Annotated in this window: 15 protein-coding genes; 9 read left to right on the top strand and 6 right to left on the bottom strand. The window is 72.2% G+C overall.

Going from position 1 to position 14,679, the window contains the following annotated elements:
* Positions 1–107 precede the first annotated feature (107 nt).
* Positions 108–578 carry an NUDIX hydrolase gene (locus OO63_RS12095; RefSeq protein WP_030359961.1) on the bottom strand — a complete coding sequence of 157 codons (471 nt, stop codon included), beginning with the start codon at positions 576–578 and terminating at the stop codon, positions 108–110.
* A 44-nt stretch (positions 579–622) separates the two neighbouring features.
* On the opposite strand from OO63_RS12095, the gene OO63_RS12100 reads away from it, so the two are divergent.
* Positions 623–1,000, top strand: coding sequence for a nuclear transport factor 2 family protein (locus OO63_RS12100; RefSeq protein WP_030359962.1), 378 nt, complete (start codon positions 623–625; stop codon positions 998–1,000).
* A 27-nt stretch (positions 1,001–1,027) separates the two neighbouring features.
* Here the strand turns inward: OO63_RS12100 and OO63_RS42170 are convergent, their stop codons facing one another.
* The gene (locus OO63_RS42170; RefSeq protein ID WP_051810781.1) at positions 1,028–1,498 is read right to left on the bottom strand and encodes a hypothetical protein; all 471 of its coding nucleotides are present in this window, start codon (positions 1,496–1,498) and stop codon (positions 1,028–1,030) included.
* A gap of 169 nt (positions 1,499–1,667) precedes the next feature.
* On the opposite strand from OO63_RS42170, the gene OO63_RS12110 reads away from it, so the two are divergent.
* From OO63_RS12110 to OO63_RS12130, 5 genes are all read left to right on the top strand, one after another.
* Positions 1,668–2,834 carry a helix-turn-helix transcriptional regulator gene (locus tag OO63_RS12110; RefSeq protein ID WP_030359964.1) on the top strand — a complete coding sequence of 389 codons (1,167 nt, stop codon included), beginning with the start codon at positions 1,668–1,670 and terminating at the stop codon, positions 2,832–2,834.
* 14 nt (positions 2,835–2,848) lie between these two features.
* Positions 2,849–3,592 (top strand): 5-formyltetrahydrofolate cyclo-ligase, encoded by a 744-nt coding sequence (locus tag OO63_RS12115; RefSeq protein WP_030359965.1) that lies wholly within the window; start codon positions 2,849–2,851, stop codon positions 3,590–3,592.
* A gap of 95 nt (positions 3,593–3,687) precedes the next feature.
* A complete protein-coding gene (locus OO63_RS12120) occupies positions 3,688–4,713 on the top strand; it encodes an SMP-30/gluconolactonase/LRE family protein (protein ID WP_051810782.1) in 1,026 nt (341 codons plus the stop codon).
* A gap of 90 nt (positions 4,714–4,803) precedes the next feature.
* A complete protein-coding gene (locus OO63_RS12125; protein WP_030359967.1) occupies positions 4,804–5,742 on the top strand; it encodes a bifunctional helix-turn-helix transcriptional regulator/GNAT family N-acetyltransferase in 939 nt (312 codons plus the stop codon).
* A 204-nt stretch (positions 5,743–5,946) separates the two neighbouring features.
* Positions 5,947–6,768: a sugar phosphate isomerase/epimerase family protein gene (locus tag OO63_RS12130; RefSeq protein WP_030359968.1), complete on the top strand. Its 822-nt coding sequence runs from the start codon at positions 5,947–5,949 to the stop codon at positions 6,766–6,768.
* A 44-nt stretch (positions 6,769–6,812) separates the two neighbouring features.
* On the opposite strand, the gene OO63_RS41435 is transcribed toward OO63_RS12130, so the two are convergent.
* Both OO63_RS41435 and OO63_RS12140 read right to left on the bottom strand, forming a co-directional pair.
* A complete protein-coding gene (locus tag OO63_RS41435; protein ID WP_051810783.1) occupies positions 6,813–7,658 on the bottom strand; it encodes a MerR family transcriptional regulator in 846 nt (281 codons plus the stop codon).
* Positions 7,655–8,584: an EamA family transporter gene (locus tag OO63_RS12140; RefSeq protein WP_030359970.1), complete on the bottom strand. Its 930-nt coding sequence runs from the start codon at positions 8,582–8,584 to the stop codon at positions 7,655–7,657. Before OO63_RS12140 ends, OO63_RS41435 begins: the two co-directional genes overlap by 4 nt.
* Before the next feature lie 132 nt (positions 8,585–8,716).
* On the opposite strand from OO63_RS12140, the gene OO63_RS12145 reads away from it, so the two are divergent.
* The 3 genes from OO63_RS12145 (at position 8,717) to OO63_RS12155 (ending at position 12,471) form a co-directional block, all read left to right on the top strand.
* Positions 8,717–9,643 (top strand): LysR family transcriptional regulator, encoded by a 927-nt coding sequence (locus tag OO63_RS12145; RefSeq protein ID WP_030359971.1) that lies wholly within the window; start codon positions 8,717–8,719, stop codon positions 9,641–9,643.
* A gap of 276 nt (positions 9,644–9,919) precedes the next feature.
* Positions 9,920–11,716, top strand: coding sequence for a glycoside hydrolase family 3 protein (locus OO63_RS12150; RefSeq protein WP_030359972.1), 1,797 nt, complete (start codon positions 9,920–9,922; stop codon positions 11,714–11,716).
* A 125-nt stretch (positions 11,717–11,841) separates the two neighbouring features.
* Complete coding sequence (locus OO63_RS12155) at positions 11,842–12,471, top strand: hypothetical protein (RefSeq protein ID WP_030359973.1); 630 nt, start codon at positions 11,842–11,844, stop codon at positions 12,469–12,471.
* 212 nt (positions 12,472–12,683) lie between these two features.
* Here OO63_RS12155 and OO63_RS12160 read toward each other — a convergent pair whose 3' ends face one another.
* Together OO63_RS12160 and OO63_RS12165 are read right to left on the bottom strand one after the other, a co-directional pair.
* A complete protein-coding gene (locus tag OO63_RS12160; RefSeq protein ID WP_030359974.1) occupies positions 12,684–14,120 on the bottom strand; it encodes a S28 family serine protease in 1,437 nt (478 codons plus the stop codon).
* A 139-nt stretch (positions 14,121–14,259) separates the two neighbouring features.
* Positions 14,260–14,637, bottom strand: coding sequence for a hypothetical protein (locus OO63_RS12165; protein WP_234311263.1), 378 nt, complete (start codon positions 14,635–14,637; stop codon positions 14,260–14,262).
* Positions 14,638–14,679: the final 42 nt, after the last annotated feature.

Raw genomic sequence — 14,679 nt, forward strand, 5'->3', positions numbered from 1 at the left:
TCTGGGGACTTTTTCTGTGTCATGGCTGGTCAGTGACGTACGCAAGGGGAAAAGTCTCAAACAGCGATGGCGCGGGGACGTGACCGCTCCCCCTCCGCGGGCGGGCTTCACCCGAGATACGGCGCCCGGCGCTCCTCCAGCGCGTGCCGCAGCCTGAGCCGCTGCGTGTGGTGCATGTCCAGGGGCCCAAGGTCCGCGGGGGCGACCCAGCGCACCTCCAGCGACTCGTCGGAGAGGGCCGGGGTCCCGCCGACGAGCCGTGCCCGGAAGCAGACGTTGAACTGCCGCCGCACCTCCCCGTCGCTGTACGCGATGACGTGCTTCGGGTCGGTGTACGTGCCGACGAGTCCGGTGATCTCCACGTCAAGACCGGTCTCCTCCTTGACCTCGCGGACGGCGGCGCCGGGCAGACTGTCGGTCATCTCCATGCCACCTCCTGGCAGGGCCCACAGTCCGCTGTCCGAGCGCCGCTGCAGCAGCACCCGCCCCTGGTCGTCGATCACGACGGCGGATGCCGCCACGACCAGGCTGTTGGGTTCCGGGGCGTCGGGGTCGTCGTAGTACTCGGTCCGTGCCATCGGTGGTCTGACGCTCCTCGAAGAGGTACTGGTATGACTGGTGCATGCAGGAAGAGACCGCGCAGTCCGCGATCGACACGTTCATCTCCGCCTTCAACACGCCGGACGACAACCAGGTGACCACTCTGCTCTCCCAGGCCCTGACCTCGGACGTGGTGTTCTGGGGGCCGCTCGGGCGGCGTGAGGGGATCGAGGAGGTCGAGCGCTTCGTCCTGGACATCCGCCGCCACCCGGCGGGCACCGGCACGATGGTGCGCTGCTCAGCGGTGGACATGCCGGACGAGTGGGCTCGCTACCAGTGGGTCTTCACCACACCGGACGGCGGCCCCCGCCTGGCGGGCACGGACGTCGTCCACCTGCGCCGGAGTCTGATCGACCAAGTCATCGTGTTCGCGGGGGAGATCAAGCCGTCGGGCTCCTGATTCACCTTCTCCGGGGACGGCGAACCGTCAACTGCGCGCGGTGAGCTGCTCGTAGCCCCGGTCGGTCAACTCCCTTACCGCTTCCGGGGCGCAGAGTGCCCCAGGTGTGACCGGGGCGGTCATCCAGTACAGCCCGGGCGGCTCCGTGCGATCGATCCCCGGTACGCCCAGCCAGGCGCCGCCACCGAGGCAACGGACCCAGGGGGAGTCCCAGGATTCCGCGGTGCGGGGCGGAACGAGGGCGTAGTACTGGGCGCTGTACGGGTCGTGGATGACGGGGCCAAGGGGACCAGGGCACCCGCCAGCCGCATGGACGATCTCCGCACGCATACGGATCGCGTCGAACCGGCGCCCCAAGGGGAGCAGCGCGATGCCCTGCGCCCACCATTCGGCACGCACATCCTCGGGGGTCTCGTGCGCCTGGGACAGCCAGTCAGCGGCAAGCAGCACCCTTCTGCGCAAGGCGAGTTGGTGCAACGACGACGTGGGTGCGGGCATGGCTTCTCCAGGGGACGTTCATCCGTGCGGTGGACGTCCACGAAACTCACTCCGCCAAGGGAGGACCAGAGCAGAATTGATGCACGCAAGACGCATCCGTGCGGCACACCCCGGTTTGACCTGCCTGTTCGCAAGAGAACTCGCGCCCGCATCACGGGAATGAGAACCGATGGCCCTGAAGAGACACGGCTTCGCCCGCCGTCGCCGAGCGGCTGGGTTCACCCAGGAGGCCCTTGCCGAAGCCCTGAGCGTGGAGCGGTCCACCGTCGTACGGTGGGAATCCGGCAGGGCGACTCCACAGCCGTACCTCTGGCCCCGCTTGGCGGCACTCCTGAAGGTGAGCACCGACGAGCTGGGCGAACTGCTCGTCCAGCCCGCCGCCGGTCCATCGGCCATGACGGAGCGCACGGCGTACGCCATGCGGCACCCACTCCGAGCGGATCTCATGCTGGTCGCCGAACTCCAGGACGGAATGAAAGGACTCGCGGAGCGCTACGACCGGGTCCCTTCGGTGACCCTCCTCGCCCAGGCCGGACACCAGGTGAATCAACTCGGCTTCCTCGCCGACGGAGCCCCTGCGGGGCGGGTGCAGCGCGAACTGCGGCTGCTGCAGGCTGACGCGTCCACGCTCATGGGTCAGTTGGTCTGGGACGCGTCCCAGCGCCACGACCACAGGTCCGCGCGGGCGCACTACGCGCAGAGTGTGGACGTGGCACGACTCCTGCGACATCGGGCCTCGGAGGGCCACGCCCTCCTGCGGATGTGTCACGTGACACTCTACGGCGCGGGCGATTACCGCGAAGGGCTGAGCCTGGCGCTGCGGGCCGCCGACACGGCGCGGTCCACGAGCCACGTGCTCACCGGACTCTCCCTGTTGCACGCCGCGGAGGCGCACGCCTATCTCGGCGCGGGGCAGGACTGCACCCGGCATCTCATCCGAGCGGAGAGGGAGCTGGAGCTGGTGACCGGTTCCGATTCCGCGTACGACCTGTCCTCGCCGACACATTTCGGACGCCTCGCCGGCTCCTGCTTCCTGTCCCTCGGGGACTATCGGAAGGCACGGGAGTACCTCGCCGAAACAGCGGTGCAGTTGCGAGACCGTCGCAAGTCCCGCGCGATCGTTCTAGGCAACCTCGCCCTGACCTGGATTCGCGAGGGAGAACTCGACGCGGCGCTGGACGCATTCAATGATGCCGTGAACGAACTGCACGGGACTCGCGGGGGTGGCGGAATGAACGTCGCCTTCCGCGCCGCGCGGGAATTGCGCCGCTGGCGGGACGAACCGGCTGTCCAGGAAGCGCAGGACCATTTGCTGGCTCTGATGGAAACGGCGTGAAGGGAAGCGGTGCCATGCCCACGGCTGTGGATCGGGACAAGCAACTGATACGCGAGCGGGTCTGGGACCTGCTCGACTCCGCAGGTGCGGTGCACGACGGTTCGGCACACGGTCGCATTCCGAACTTCAAGGGGGCTTCGGCGGCGGCGGACCGGCTCGGCACGCTGTCCGTCTGGCGTGGAGCCGAGGTCGTGAAGGCTGTGCCGGACAAGGCTCAACTGCCCGTGCGCGCAAGAGCTTTGAGCGAGGGCAAGACGGTCTTCATGGCGGTCCCCCGGCTTGCCGAAATCCGCCCGTTCTACCTCCTGGAACCGGCTGCCCTGACGGTCCCGCCCACCGAAGCGGCAGCGAGCAAGGTCGCCGCCGCCATCGCACCGAGAGTGGGTGTGGAAGAAATGCGCCCGGTGGACGTGGTGGTCGTCGGCAGCGTCGCCGTGGACCTCTCCGGCGTACGCATAGGGAAAGGCGCCGGGTACTCCGACCTGGAATTCGCTTTCCTCATGGAGGCCGGCCTCATCAGCGCACAGACCGTCGTCGTCACCACGGTGCACGCTCTGCAGGTTCTGGACGAGCAACTACCCGCCACCGACCACGACTTCGGGGTGGATCTGATCGTGACGCCCGAGGAAGTCATCACGTGCCCGAATCCCCACCGCCCCGGGGGCCTGGTGTGGGAACACCTGGACAGGGCGAAGATCGCTTCCATTCCGGCGCTGGCGGCTCGCGCGCCTGGCTCCCCTCGCTCGACGAGGCCGTGATACCGGCGGGAATTTCAGGTACCCAAGTGAGCCCTGTTCGCCGAAGCTGAACGAGAGTTCTTTCCCTCCCCAGCAGCGATACGGAGAGCAGAACCATGACCTCACAGCAGCTTCCGGACCACTCGGCCCGCTCGGCCCACTCGTTCCGTCCGTCCCGGCGCGCCCTGCTGGCCGGTGCGGGCGCCTCCGCGCTCGGCATCGCCTCCGGTGCGGCCTTCGCGGGGAACGCCTCCGCGAGAACCGCGTCCGACGGGGCCGCCGCATGGCCCACCACCTTCCCGCTGCCCAACGGCTTCCAGCCCGAGGGCATCGCCATCGGGAGAGCGCCCTACGCCTACCTGGGCTCGCTCGGCACCGGAGCCGTGTACCGGGCCGATCTACGCACCGGGCGAGGGAAGTTGCTGCACCCGGGCGTGCCCGGGGTGCCCGCCGTCGGGATGAAGGTCGGGCGGGACGGGCTGCTGTACGTCGCCGGGGGCGCCAGCGGTAGCGCGCGCGTGCTCGATCTGCGCACCGGTGCGATCGTGGCCACGTATCAACTGGCGGCGGAAACCGGCCACTTCGTCAATGATGTGCACCTTGGCGCGGATCGTGCCTGGTTCACGGATTCAAGTGATCGGGTGCTGTACGGCGTGCCGCTCGGACGCGGGGGCCAGGGGGACGTCCGGCGGGTGCGGCTCGGCGGGGACTGGCAGCAGGAGCCCGGCGTCTTCAACGCCAACGGCATCACGTCCACGCCCGACGGCCGCGCACTGATCGTCGTCAGCAGCCAGCCCGTCGGCCGCCTCTACCGGGTCGACCCGCGCACCGGCCACGCCGACGAGATCCGCCTGAAGGGCGCGGACGGCGTGCCGAACGGTGACGGTCTGGTGCGGGTCGGCCGCACGTTGTTCGTGGTGCAGAACCGGTTCAACGTCGTCACCGGGTTCCGCCTCGGCGCCGACGGTCGCGGTGCTGTCCTGCGCCACCGCCTCACCGACCCCCGCTTCGACATCCCCGCGACCGCCGCCCGCTTCGGCGACCGGCTCTATCTCGTCAACGCCCGCTTCACCACCCCGCCCACCCCCGACACCACGTACGACGTCGTCGCCGTCCCGCTGCCCGGAGTCGCGACCGGGTGACGCCGGACCATGGCTCCTGGCCGGTTCCGGTCGTATGCTCGGAGGCGTACCTCTGACTGAGTCAACTGTCTGCCGGGCGAGGTGGGGCGTGTGAGCGTTCAGGAGATCCGTTCCTTCAACCGCTTCTACACGAATCTCATCGGCGCGCTCGACTACAGCCGCCACCTGTACGCGCCCTACACCCTCACCGAGTCCCGGGTGCTCTACGAACTGGCCCACTCGCCCCGCACCGACGTCGCCGACCTGCGGAGCGAACTCTCCCTCGACGCCGGGTACTTGAGCCGCATCCTGGCCAAGTTCGAGGAGGACGGGCTGGTCGAGCGGGCGCCCTCGGAGCGGGATCCGCGGCGGCGGCGCGTCACCCTCACCCCGCGCGGGCGCACCGCCGCCGAGCTGCTCGACGAGCGGTCACGGGAGGCCGTCGGCTCGCTGCTCGCGACAGTTCCGGCCGCCGAGCGCGAGCGGCTCACCGCCGCCATGGCGACCATCCGCGGCATCCTGTCCGACGGCACCCGCCGCCCGCCCCGCGCCGACGACGTGCTCCTGCGCGAGCCCGGCGCGGGCGAACTCGGCTGGATCGTGCAGCGCAACGGCGCGCTGTACGCGGCCGAGTACGGGTGGAACGCCGACTACGAAGGCCTGGTCGCCCGCATCGTCGCCGACTTCGCCGAGGACCACGACCCGTACCTGGAACGGGTGTGGATCGCCGAGCTGGACGGGCGTCCCGTCGGGTGCGTGATGTGCGTACGCGACGAGGCGCCGGGCACGGCGCGGCTGCGGCTGCTCCTTGTCGAGCCGGAGGCGCGGGGGCTCGGCATCGGGGACCGGCTGGTGGCGGCGGTGGTGGAGTTCGCGCGGGGGGTGGGGTACCGGGAGCTGGTGCTGTGGACCAACGACGTCCTGGCCGCGGCCCGGCCCATCTACCAGCGGCACGGGTTCGTGCTGGTGGCGGAGAAGGCGCATCGGTCGTTCGGGGTGGATCTGGTGGGGCAGGACTGGCGTTTGCAGGATCTGGCCGGGGGCCTTTGATGTGTGGGGTGGCCCCGGCCGGGTGAGGGTGGCCCCTTTCGGGGTGCGGGTGGCGCGGTTGCGTCTGCCCTGTTGGGCTTGGTGTGCGGGTGCGGGTTCGTTGGGGCTTGTCGCGCAGTTCCCCGCGCCCCTTGTAGGGCACTCGGCACCTCGACCCCTCACGACTTGCGTTTCCGTCGTCCTCCTCGGGAAAGAAGTCCGGCCATGAAACTCGCCTTCTCCACGCTCGGCGTACCCGGCATGACCCTCCCGGACGTGCTGCGCCTCGCCGTCACCCACGGCTACCACGGCGTCGAGCTGCGCACGCACCCCGAAGAGCCCGTCCACCCGGGGCTCGGCCTCACCGAACGGGCCGACGTGGCCGCCGCGTTCAAGGACGCGGGCGTCGACGTCCTCGGCCTCGCGGGGTACGCCCGCGTCGCGGCGCCCGGCGACGACGAGCCCGTCCTGGACGAGATCCGGACGCTGCTCGCCCTCGCCCGCGACCTCGGCGCGCCCTATGTCCGTGTTTTCCCGGGCGGATTCCCGGGCGACGGCGCCGAGCCGTCCCAGGAGCAGCTCGACGAGGCCGACGCCATCGCCGCGCGCCGCCTCGGCACCGCCGCCGAGCACGCCGCCGACGTCGGCGTCCGCATCCTCCTGGAGACCCACGACTCGCACCGCACCGGCGCCGCCGCGGCCCGCGTCCTCGGCCCCGTCGGCCACCGCAACGCCGGTGCCCTGTGGGACCTGATGCACACCTGGCTCGGCGGCGAACAGGTCGCCGACACCTACGCCACGCTGTCCCCGTTCCTCGGCTACATCCAGGTCAAGGACATCGCGGGCGCCGACGACACCACCCCGCTCCCCCTCGGCGCCGGCGCCCTGCCCCTCGCCGAGTGCGTGGAACTCCTCACCCGTAAGGGCTGGGACGGCTGGCTGTGCTGGGAGTACGAGAAGCGGTGGTACGAGGAGGCGGCGCCGCTGCCGGAACTCCTCGGGCCGGGGCGGGAGTTGCTGGCGCGGCTCCTGACGGAGTCGGCCTGAGGGAGACGCCCGGGCCCCGTCGGCCGGTCCGCGCGCCGGTCGGCTCAGACCTCTTCCACGTCCCCGTCGGCCCAGGTCTCCTCGCCCTCTCCCTGCGCACCGCCCACGTACCCGTCAAGGAGTCCCGCCCCCGCCAGCATCGCCCGTGACCTGCGCGTCAGCTCTGCCTGGCGGCGGGCGAGGGCCGCGCGCAGCGCCTCGCTGCTGCCCGTCTCGCGCAGGCCGTCCAGGACCGGGCGGATCGCGGGCAGGGCGTAACCGGCCTGACGGAGCATGCTGATCATGCGGGCGTCCCGGACGTCCGCGGCGTCGTAGCGGCGGTACCCCGTGCCCCGCTCCCGCGCGGGCGCGAGCAGGCCCGCCGACTCCCAGACGCGCAGCGCGGACGCCCGCACACCGACGCGGGCGGCGACCTCGCCGACCGTCAGGTCCGCGCGGGACGGCGCGGCGGCCACGGCGGCTCCGGACCCGCCCGACCCCGACCCGGACCCGGCAGCCGCAGATCCAGGGGACCCGGCCCCCGCCGCCCCCTCCCGCGCCACCGCCTCCAACGCCTCCCCCGTCACCCGCAGCGCCTCCCTGCTCGCGTGCAGCTCCGCGTGGGCCGCGTCCAGGAGGGTCAGCGCCAGCGGTACGTCGTCGGCGTGCACCGCCCGCATCACGGCCCGGGCCGTGTCGGGGCCGAAGCCCTTGGCCAGGGCGCGGTAGGCGAGCAGGGCGCGGCCGTGGACGGGGGCGAAGCGGCGGTAGCCGGAGGGGGTGCGGGGGGTGGGGGGCAGGATGCCCGCGTCGGCGTAGTCGCGGACGAGCTGCGTGGAGACGCCCGCCATCCGGGCCAGGTCGACGGGGCGCAGGGCCTTGGGCAGGGGCCGCGCGGGGCGCGGGGTCATGCGCGGGACGAGGGTTCCGGGATCACTTCGTCAGCGTACGACGCCGGGGCGGGCGGTGCGGCGGGCGTGCGGCGCCGGGGCGGGAGCGAGGCGAGCGCCACCCCGCCCACCAGGAGCGCCGCCGCGCACCACTGGAGCGCGCCCACCGACTCGTCCAGGAACAGGGCGGCCGACGACATCCCGAAGACCGGCACGAGGAGCGAGAACGGGGCGACCGTCGACGCCGGGTGGCGGCGCAGCAGGTACCCCCAGACGCCGAAGCCGAACACGGTCGTGACCCACGCGACGTACACGATGATCCCGACGCCCTGCCAGTCGAGCGAGCGCAGCGCGTCGAGGTCACGCGAAGGGCCCTCGAAGAGCAGGGAGAGGCCGACCAGCGGCAGGATCGGGACCGTGCTCACCCACACCATGAAGTTCAGGGCGTCCGGCGGCGCGGCCTTGCGGGTGAGGACGTTCGAGACGCCCCAGCAGGCCGCCGCGGCGACGGTCAGGCCGAAGGCGGTGAGCGGCCCGGACGCACCCTCGTGGACGGCCGCGACGGCGATGCCCGCGAGGGCTACCGCCATGCCCACCACCCGGATCCGGGCCGGGCGTTCGCCGAGCACGGCGAAGGCGATGAGGGCGGTGAAGACGGCCTGGATCTGGAGCACGAGCGAGGACAGTCCGGCCGGCATCCCCGCGTCCATGCCGATGAAGAGCAGCCCGAACTTGGCCACGCCGAGCGTGAGTCCCACGCCCACCAGCCACTTCCAGGCGACCTTGGGGCGGCCGACGAAGAACACGGCGGGCAGTGCCGCGACGAGGAAGCGCAGGGCGGAGAAGAGGAGCGGCGGGAAGTGGTCGAGGCCTACCTCGATGACGACGAAGTTCACGCCCCAGACGGCGGTGACCAGGACGGCGAGAAGGATGTGGGTGGGGCGCATGCGTCGAGGATCACCCGACCCGAGTGTTCAGCACCAGCGCGAGTTTCTTCATGATTGTCTGAAGCGTTGCTTAGGAATGGCGGAGAGAGCCGCAGAGCGCGGAGAGAGCCGCAGAGAGACGAGGTGACCCCCGTGCTGGATCTCGCCCGGCTGCGCGCCCTGCACGCCGTGTCCGTCCACGGCACCGTCGGCGCCGCCGCCGAAGCGCTCGGCTACACGGCCTCCGCCGTGTCCCAGCAGATCGCCAAGCTGGAGCGGGAGACCCGCACGACGCTCCTGGAGCGGCGGGGCCGGGGCGTGGCCCTGACCGAGGAGGCGGTGCGGCTCGTCGAGGCGGCCCAGGAACTCCTCGCGATCGTGGAGCGGGCGGAGACGGATCTGGAGGAGCGCCGTGGCGTCCCGGCCGGGCGCCTGACGGTGGTGGCGTTCGCGTCGGCGGCGCGCGGCCTGCTGCCCGGGGTGCTCGCGGACCTCGCCCACCGCCACCCCGCGCTCGACGCGCGCCTGTCGGAGGTCGAGCCGCATCTGTCGGTGGACCTCGTCGCCAAGGGCGCGGCGGACCTGGCGGTCGCGCACGACTGGGACATCGCGCCGCTGCCCGCGCCGCCGGGCGTCGAACAGGCCGTGATCGGCGACGACTTGTGCGACCTCCTGGTCCCTTCGGGGCACGCGCTCGCCGGGCGGGCGGCGGTGCGGCGCGAGGAGCTGCGGGACGAGCGGTGGATCTCGCAGCCGCCGGGGCGGGTGTGCCACGACTGGCTGCTGCGGACGATGCGGGCGGCGGGCTCGGAGCCGGACATCGTGCACCGCGCCGAGGAGAACCCCACTCTGGTCGCGCTGGTCGCGGCCGGACTCGGCATCGCCGTGATCCCACGCCTCGGCCGCGGCCCGCTCCCCGCGGGCGTCACGGCGGTGCGCCTGGACCCGCTGCCGGTGCGCAGGCTGTACGCGCTGTGGCGGACGGGGGCGGCGCGGCGCCCGGCGATCGCGGAGGCGGTGCGGGTGCTGCGGGAGCGGTGGGTGCCCGCGGCCGGAGGACCACCCGGCGGCACCGGCTGACCCCGTTCTCCCATCCGCACCAACTTCGGGCGTTCGGGGGCAGTTCGGGAACCCTGACGCGCGCCCCGTCGTCCAACTGGCACGCTGTCGGAGAGTCTCCGCGAGGCGGTGTCGGCATCGCTGCTGGCTGCGAACGCTGACCACCCTCTCCGCCGCCCGTGGCCGGCAGCGCGCCGCCACCGGTGCGCCCCCTCCCTTGCACCGGTGGCGGCCCCTCACCCGTTCCGCGACGGCACCGCCCTTGACCCGCCGCACCCCACGGGATATCCGTGGCAGGTGCCTCACGACTCCCAGGTGACCCCCAGCGGCCAGGACACCCCCGACGACCACGACGCCCACGCGCGCGACCTGCTCTCCCGCATGACACTCCAAGAGAAGGTCGGCCAGCTCTTCGTCCTGCATGTGTACGGACACCACGCGAGCGCCCCGGACCGGGCCGACATCGAGCTGAACGAGCGGGAGCTCGGCGTGCGCACCGCCGCCGAAGCCGTCGCCAAGTACCGCCCGGGCGGGCTCATCTACTTCGGCTGGGCCCACAACACCCGCGACCCGCGCCAGCTCGCCACGCTCTCCAACGACGTGCAGCGGGTCGCCCACGACACCTCGCCGGGCGTGCCGCTGCTGCTCTCCGTGGACCAGGAGCACGGCGTCGTCGCCCGCATCGGCGCGCCCGCGACGCTGCTGCCCGGCGCGATGGCGCTCGGCGCGGGCGGTGCCGCCGACGACGTCCGCGAGGCGGCCCGGATCGCGGGCGCCGAGTTGCGCGCGCTCGGCATCCGCCAGAACTACGCGCCGTCCGCCGACGTCAATGTGAACCCGGCCAACCCGGTCATCGGCGTCCGGTCCTTCGGCGCCGGACCGGACGCCGTGGCCACGTCCGTGACCGCGCAGATCGAGGGCTACCGGGACGCGGGCGTCGCCCCGGCCGTGAAGCACTTCCCCGGCCACGGCGACACCGAGACCGACAGCCACTCCGCGCTGCCGCACATCCACCACACCCGTGAGCAGTGGGAGGAGCTCGACGCCCCGCCGTTCCGCGCCGCGCTCGCCACCGGCGTCGACGTCGTGATGACCGCCCACATCGTGGTCCCGGCGCTCGACCCGGCCCTGGACCCGGCGACGCTCTCGTACCCCGTCGTCACCGGCATCCTGCGCGAACAACTCGGCCACCGGGGCGTCGTCGTGACCGACTCGCTCTCCATGCAGGGGGTGCGCACCAAGTACGGCGACGACCGCGTCGCCGTACTCGCCATCAAGGCGGGCGTCGACCAGCTCCTGCACCCGCCGCAGCCCGAACTCGCCTACAACGCCGTGCTCCAGGCCGTCCGCGACGGCGAACTGACCGAGGCCCGCATCGACGAGTCGGTCCTGCGCATCCTCCGCCTGAAGCACAAGCTGGGCCTGTTCGAGCAGGCGTACACGACCCTGGACGCGGTGGACGCCACCGTCGGCAGCGCCGCGCATCTCGCCGCCGCCGACCGCATCGCCGAGCGCACCACGACCCTGCTGCGCAACGAGGACGGCCTGCTCCCGCTGTCCCCCGGGACCCACGGCCGCCTCCTGGTCCTCGGCGCCGACCCGGTCTCCCCCTCGGGCACCACCGGACCGCCCACCACGGTCCTCGCCACCGCCCTCACCGAACTCGGCTTCACGGCAATGGCGTTGAGCACCGGCACCGAACCCTCCCCCGAGGCCGTCGACAAGGCGCTCGCCGAGGCCGCCTCCGGCCACGACGCCGTGATCGTCACGACGTACGACGTCACGGACGGCGACCGCCAGCACGCCCTGGTGACCGCCCTCACCGCCGCCCCCGAAGGGCCGCCCGTCATCACCGTCTCCGTCCGCACCCCGCACGACGTGACCCGGCTGCCCGGCGTACGGGCCGCGCTCGCCGCCTACTCCTGGACGGACGTCGAACTGCGCGCCGCCGCCCGCGTCCTGGCAGGCCGCGTCCGCCCCGTCGGCCGCCTCCCCGTGCCGGTGCCGCGCCCGGACGACCCCGGGCAGGTGCTGTACCCCATCGGCTACGGCCTCTCGTACGAGCCCTACGCCACCCCGGGCCCGCAGGCGTAGCGGGCGTACGCAGCCCGCCCGCGCCGACCGGGCCGACGTGCGCAAAGCCCCCCGCGCACCTGGCGTGCGCCCGCCGCGCGGGGTCACGCTGGGTGCACATGGCGTACGTGACGGGGGGTCCGGCCATGCGGGTGTCAGGAGCGGCGGTGGGGTGCGGCGGCGCGCTGCTCGCCGCCGCGCTCGCCCTGGCCGGCTGTCAGAAGTCCCCCGGCGCCGACGGCTCCGGACCCTCCGGCGACACCTCGCCCGCCGGGTCCGCCGCGTCCGGGCCCGGGGCTGTCTTCCTCGGTGCCGACGAGTGCGGTTCCCGGGGGCGGGAGTCCGTCACCGAGGTGCCCTGCGGCAGTGAGCGGGCCGCCGCGCGCGTCATCGCCCGGCACGGCGGGCGCTTCGCCGACGGGCCCCTCTGTCCCGGACGCACCGACTTCGTCCTCCACATCAGTGCGAACCGGCCCTCCGTCGACGAGGACGGGGACGGGACGGTGCCTCAGGGGTACGCCTGCATGCGCAATCTGGAGCCCCCGCATCCCGGGGATCCCGGGGCCGGGGGTGGGCCTCGTACCGTCGTCGGGGACTGTGTGCACGAGGCCGGGCGGGGGCAGGTGCGGGAGACCGCCTGTGACGGGTCGGGGCGGCGGGCCCCCGAGTACCGCGTGGCCGCGGCCGTCCCCTCCCGCGATCTGTGCCCCGCGGGCACGGAGCTGTATGTGGCGCTGGGTGGGGGGAGGGCGGTGGGGTGTGGGGTGCGGGTGTGACCCTGGCGGGGCTTTCCCCAGTCCCGCCCCTTCCCGAAACCGGGGGCTGCGCCCCCGGACCCCCGCTTTATCGGCGCTCCGCGCCTCGTCCTCAAACGCCGGACGGGCTGAGAATTACCGGCACAATATCTAGCCCCTCCGGCGTTTGAGGAGCGGGGTCTGGGGCGGAGCCCCAGTTCGGGAAGGGGCGGGCCTGGGGCGCACCCGCGAGGCTACGGCCTCAGCATCTGCTCCCGGTCACGGTCTCGACGGTCGAGCTTCGCGTCGTAGGGAGCCAACGGCTTGGCCTCCGCGGCCTGAGCGGCGGGCACCCCGGCCCAGGCGAGAATCCGCTCCGTGGCCTTGGCCTTGTCCGCAGCACCGAGCCCGGCCACGTTGGCACCGTGGTTGGCGCCGGGCGCGGTCATGACGTACGAGTCGTGCTTGGCGCCGCGCGCGGGCTTGAACGGCTCGGCACCCCACGGGTCGTTCTCGCCGTACACGAACAGCATGCGGTGCGAGTGGTGCCGGACCCAGCGGTCGACGTCCTTCATGGCGTTCTTCTGGAACGTCATCGGGATCTCGCGGGGCACGAAGTTCCGCGGCGGCTGGTACCCGTAGCGGCTGAGGCCCTTGAGCCACGGCTGCTTGATGTCGGGCGAACCGAGCTGCGTACCGGCCTGGTAGTAGTACGGCGTGTAGTACTCCAGGCCCTGGTCGGTGTAGGAGGCCCAGCCGCCGACCTCGTCGATCCAGCCGAACAGCGTGGCGTCGCTGGCGGTCTTGGCGACGGGCACGTCGGCGCAGGCGGTGGCGGACTGCTGGTACTGCCAGAAGCCCCAGTTGACGTCGAGCACGACGGCCTCGAAGGCCTTGTCGATGCCGCCGATGGTCTTGAAGGTGTGGTTGTTGGCGGCGGCGAAGTCGGCGTACAGCTTCTTCATGGGCGCGCGCCGCACCAGCGACTCGTGCTGCACGGCCTCGATCTTGGCGCGGCACTCCTTGGTGCCGACGGTGTCGAGGAAGCGGTCGTACGCGGAGTCCTCGCGGTTGTTGACGTCGTTCGGGGCGACGTAGGCGACGACGCCGTCCATGTCACGCGGGTAGAAGCGCTCGAAGTAGGTGGCGGTCATGCCGCCCTTGGAGGCGCCCGTGGACAGCCACTTCTTGCCGTAGATCGGCTTGAGGGCCTTGAAGATGCGGTGCTGGTCGGTGGCGGCCTGCCAGATGTTCAGCTTGGACCAGTCGGCGGGCGCGGGGCGGGACGGCGTGAAGAAGCGGTACTCCATGGAGACCTGGTTGCCGTCGATGACGCGGGTGGGTTCCGCGCGGCCCGGGTTGGTGTTGAGTCCGTAGCCCGAGGTCGAGAAGACGGTCGGGCGGGCGGTGTCCTTGTGCAGCACGGTGATGCGCTGCTGGAACGTGCCCTTGGAGGGGTGCCGGTGGTCGACCGGCTGGGTGTAGTTGAGGACGAAGAAGCGGTAGCCGTCGTACGGCTTCTCCTCGATCAGGCTCATGCCCTTGATGGCCAGGAGCCGGTCCTTGATGTCCTTCTGGGCGGCGGGCGCGCCCTGTTCGGCGTCGGTGGCCGCCGTGGCCGTGACGCCGGTGAAGCCCACGGTGCCTATGAGCACCACGAGCGAGAGCACCCATCTGAGGGTCTTGCGCATGCATCCTCCCCTGTCGGCGCAGCGATTGACCGGAACCTAACCGAGCAACTGCGCGCACACCAGGGCACATTGAGGACAAAGAGGACTCAGGGAAATTCACTGAGAGGACGGGCGCGTCCGGTGAGCGGACATCTCGGACTCAGCAGAGGATCCAGCCGGAGCTGACCTTCGCGCGGCCCACGGAGCCCTTGACCCAGACGCAGCGGTGGCCCGCGTGCACCTTGACCGGGCCCGCGAGGCGGGTGAAGCGGCCGGTGTCGCGGACGGGGCGGCTGCCGCGGGCCTGCACGCTGATCGACATCTTCTGGCGGGCGCCGGGCCTCTTGGCGTACGTCACGGCGCAGACGTAGCCGCGCTTCTTGTAGAGCACGACCTTGCCGGTGCTGAAGGTGAGGGTGCGGGCCTTGTGTCCGGGGCAGGGTCCCGCGGCGGCGGCGGTGCCCGCGCCTGGTCCCACGAGTGCCACCAGGACGGCGGCCACGAGCGTGGCGGCGCCCGCGGCCACGCTCCGCCTCATCCGACCACTCTTCACGTCTGCCCCTCCCGACACCCCCGCATC

The sequence above is a fragment of the Streptomyces alboflavus genome, from assembly GCF_000716675.1.
GTDB lineage: Bacteria > Actinomycetota > Actinomycetes > Streptomycetales > Streptomycetaceae > Streptomyces > Streptomyces alboflavus.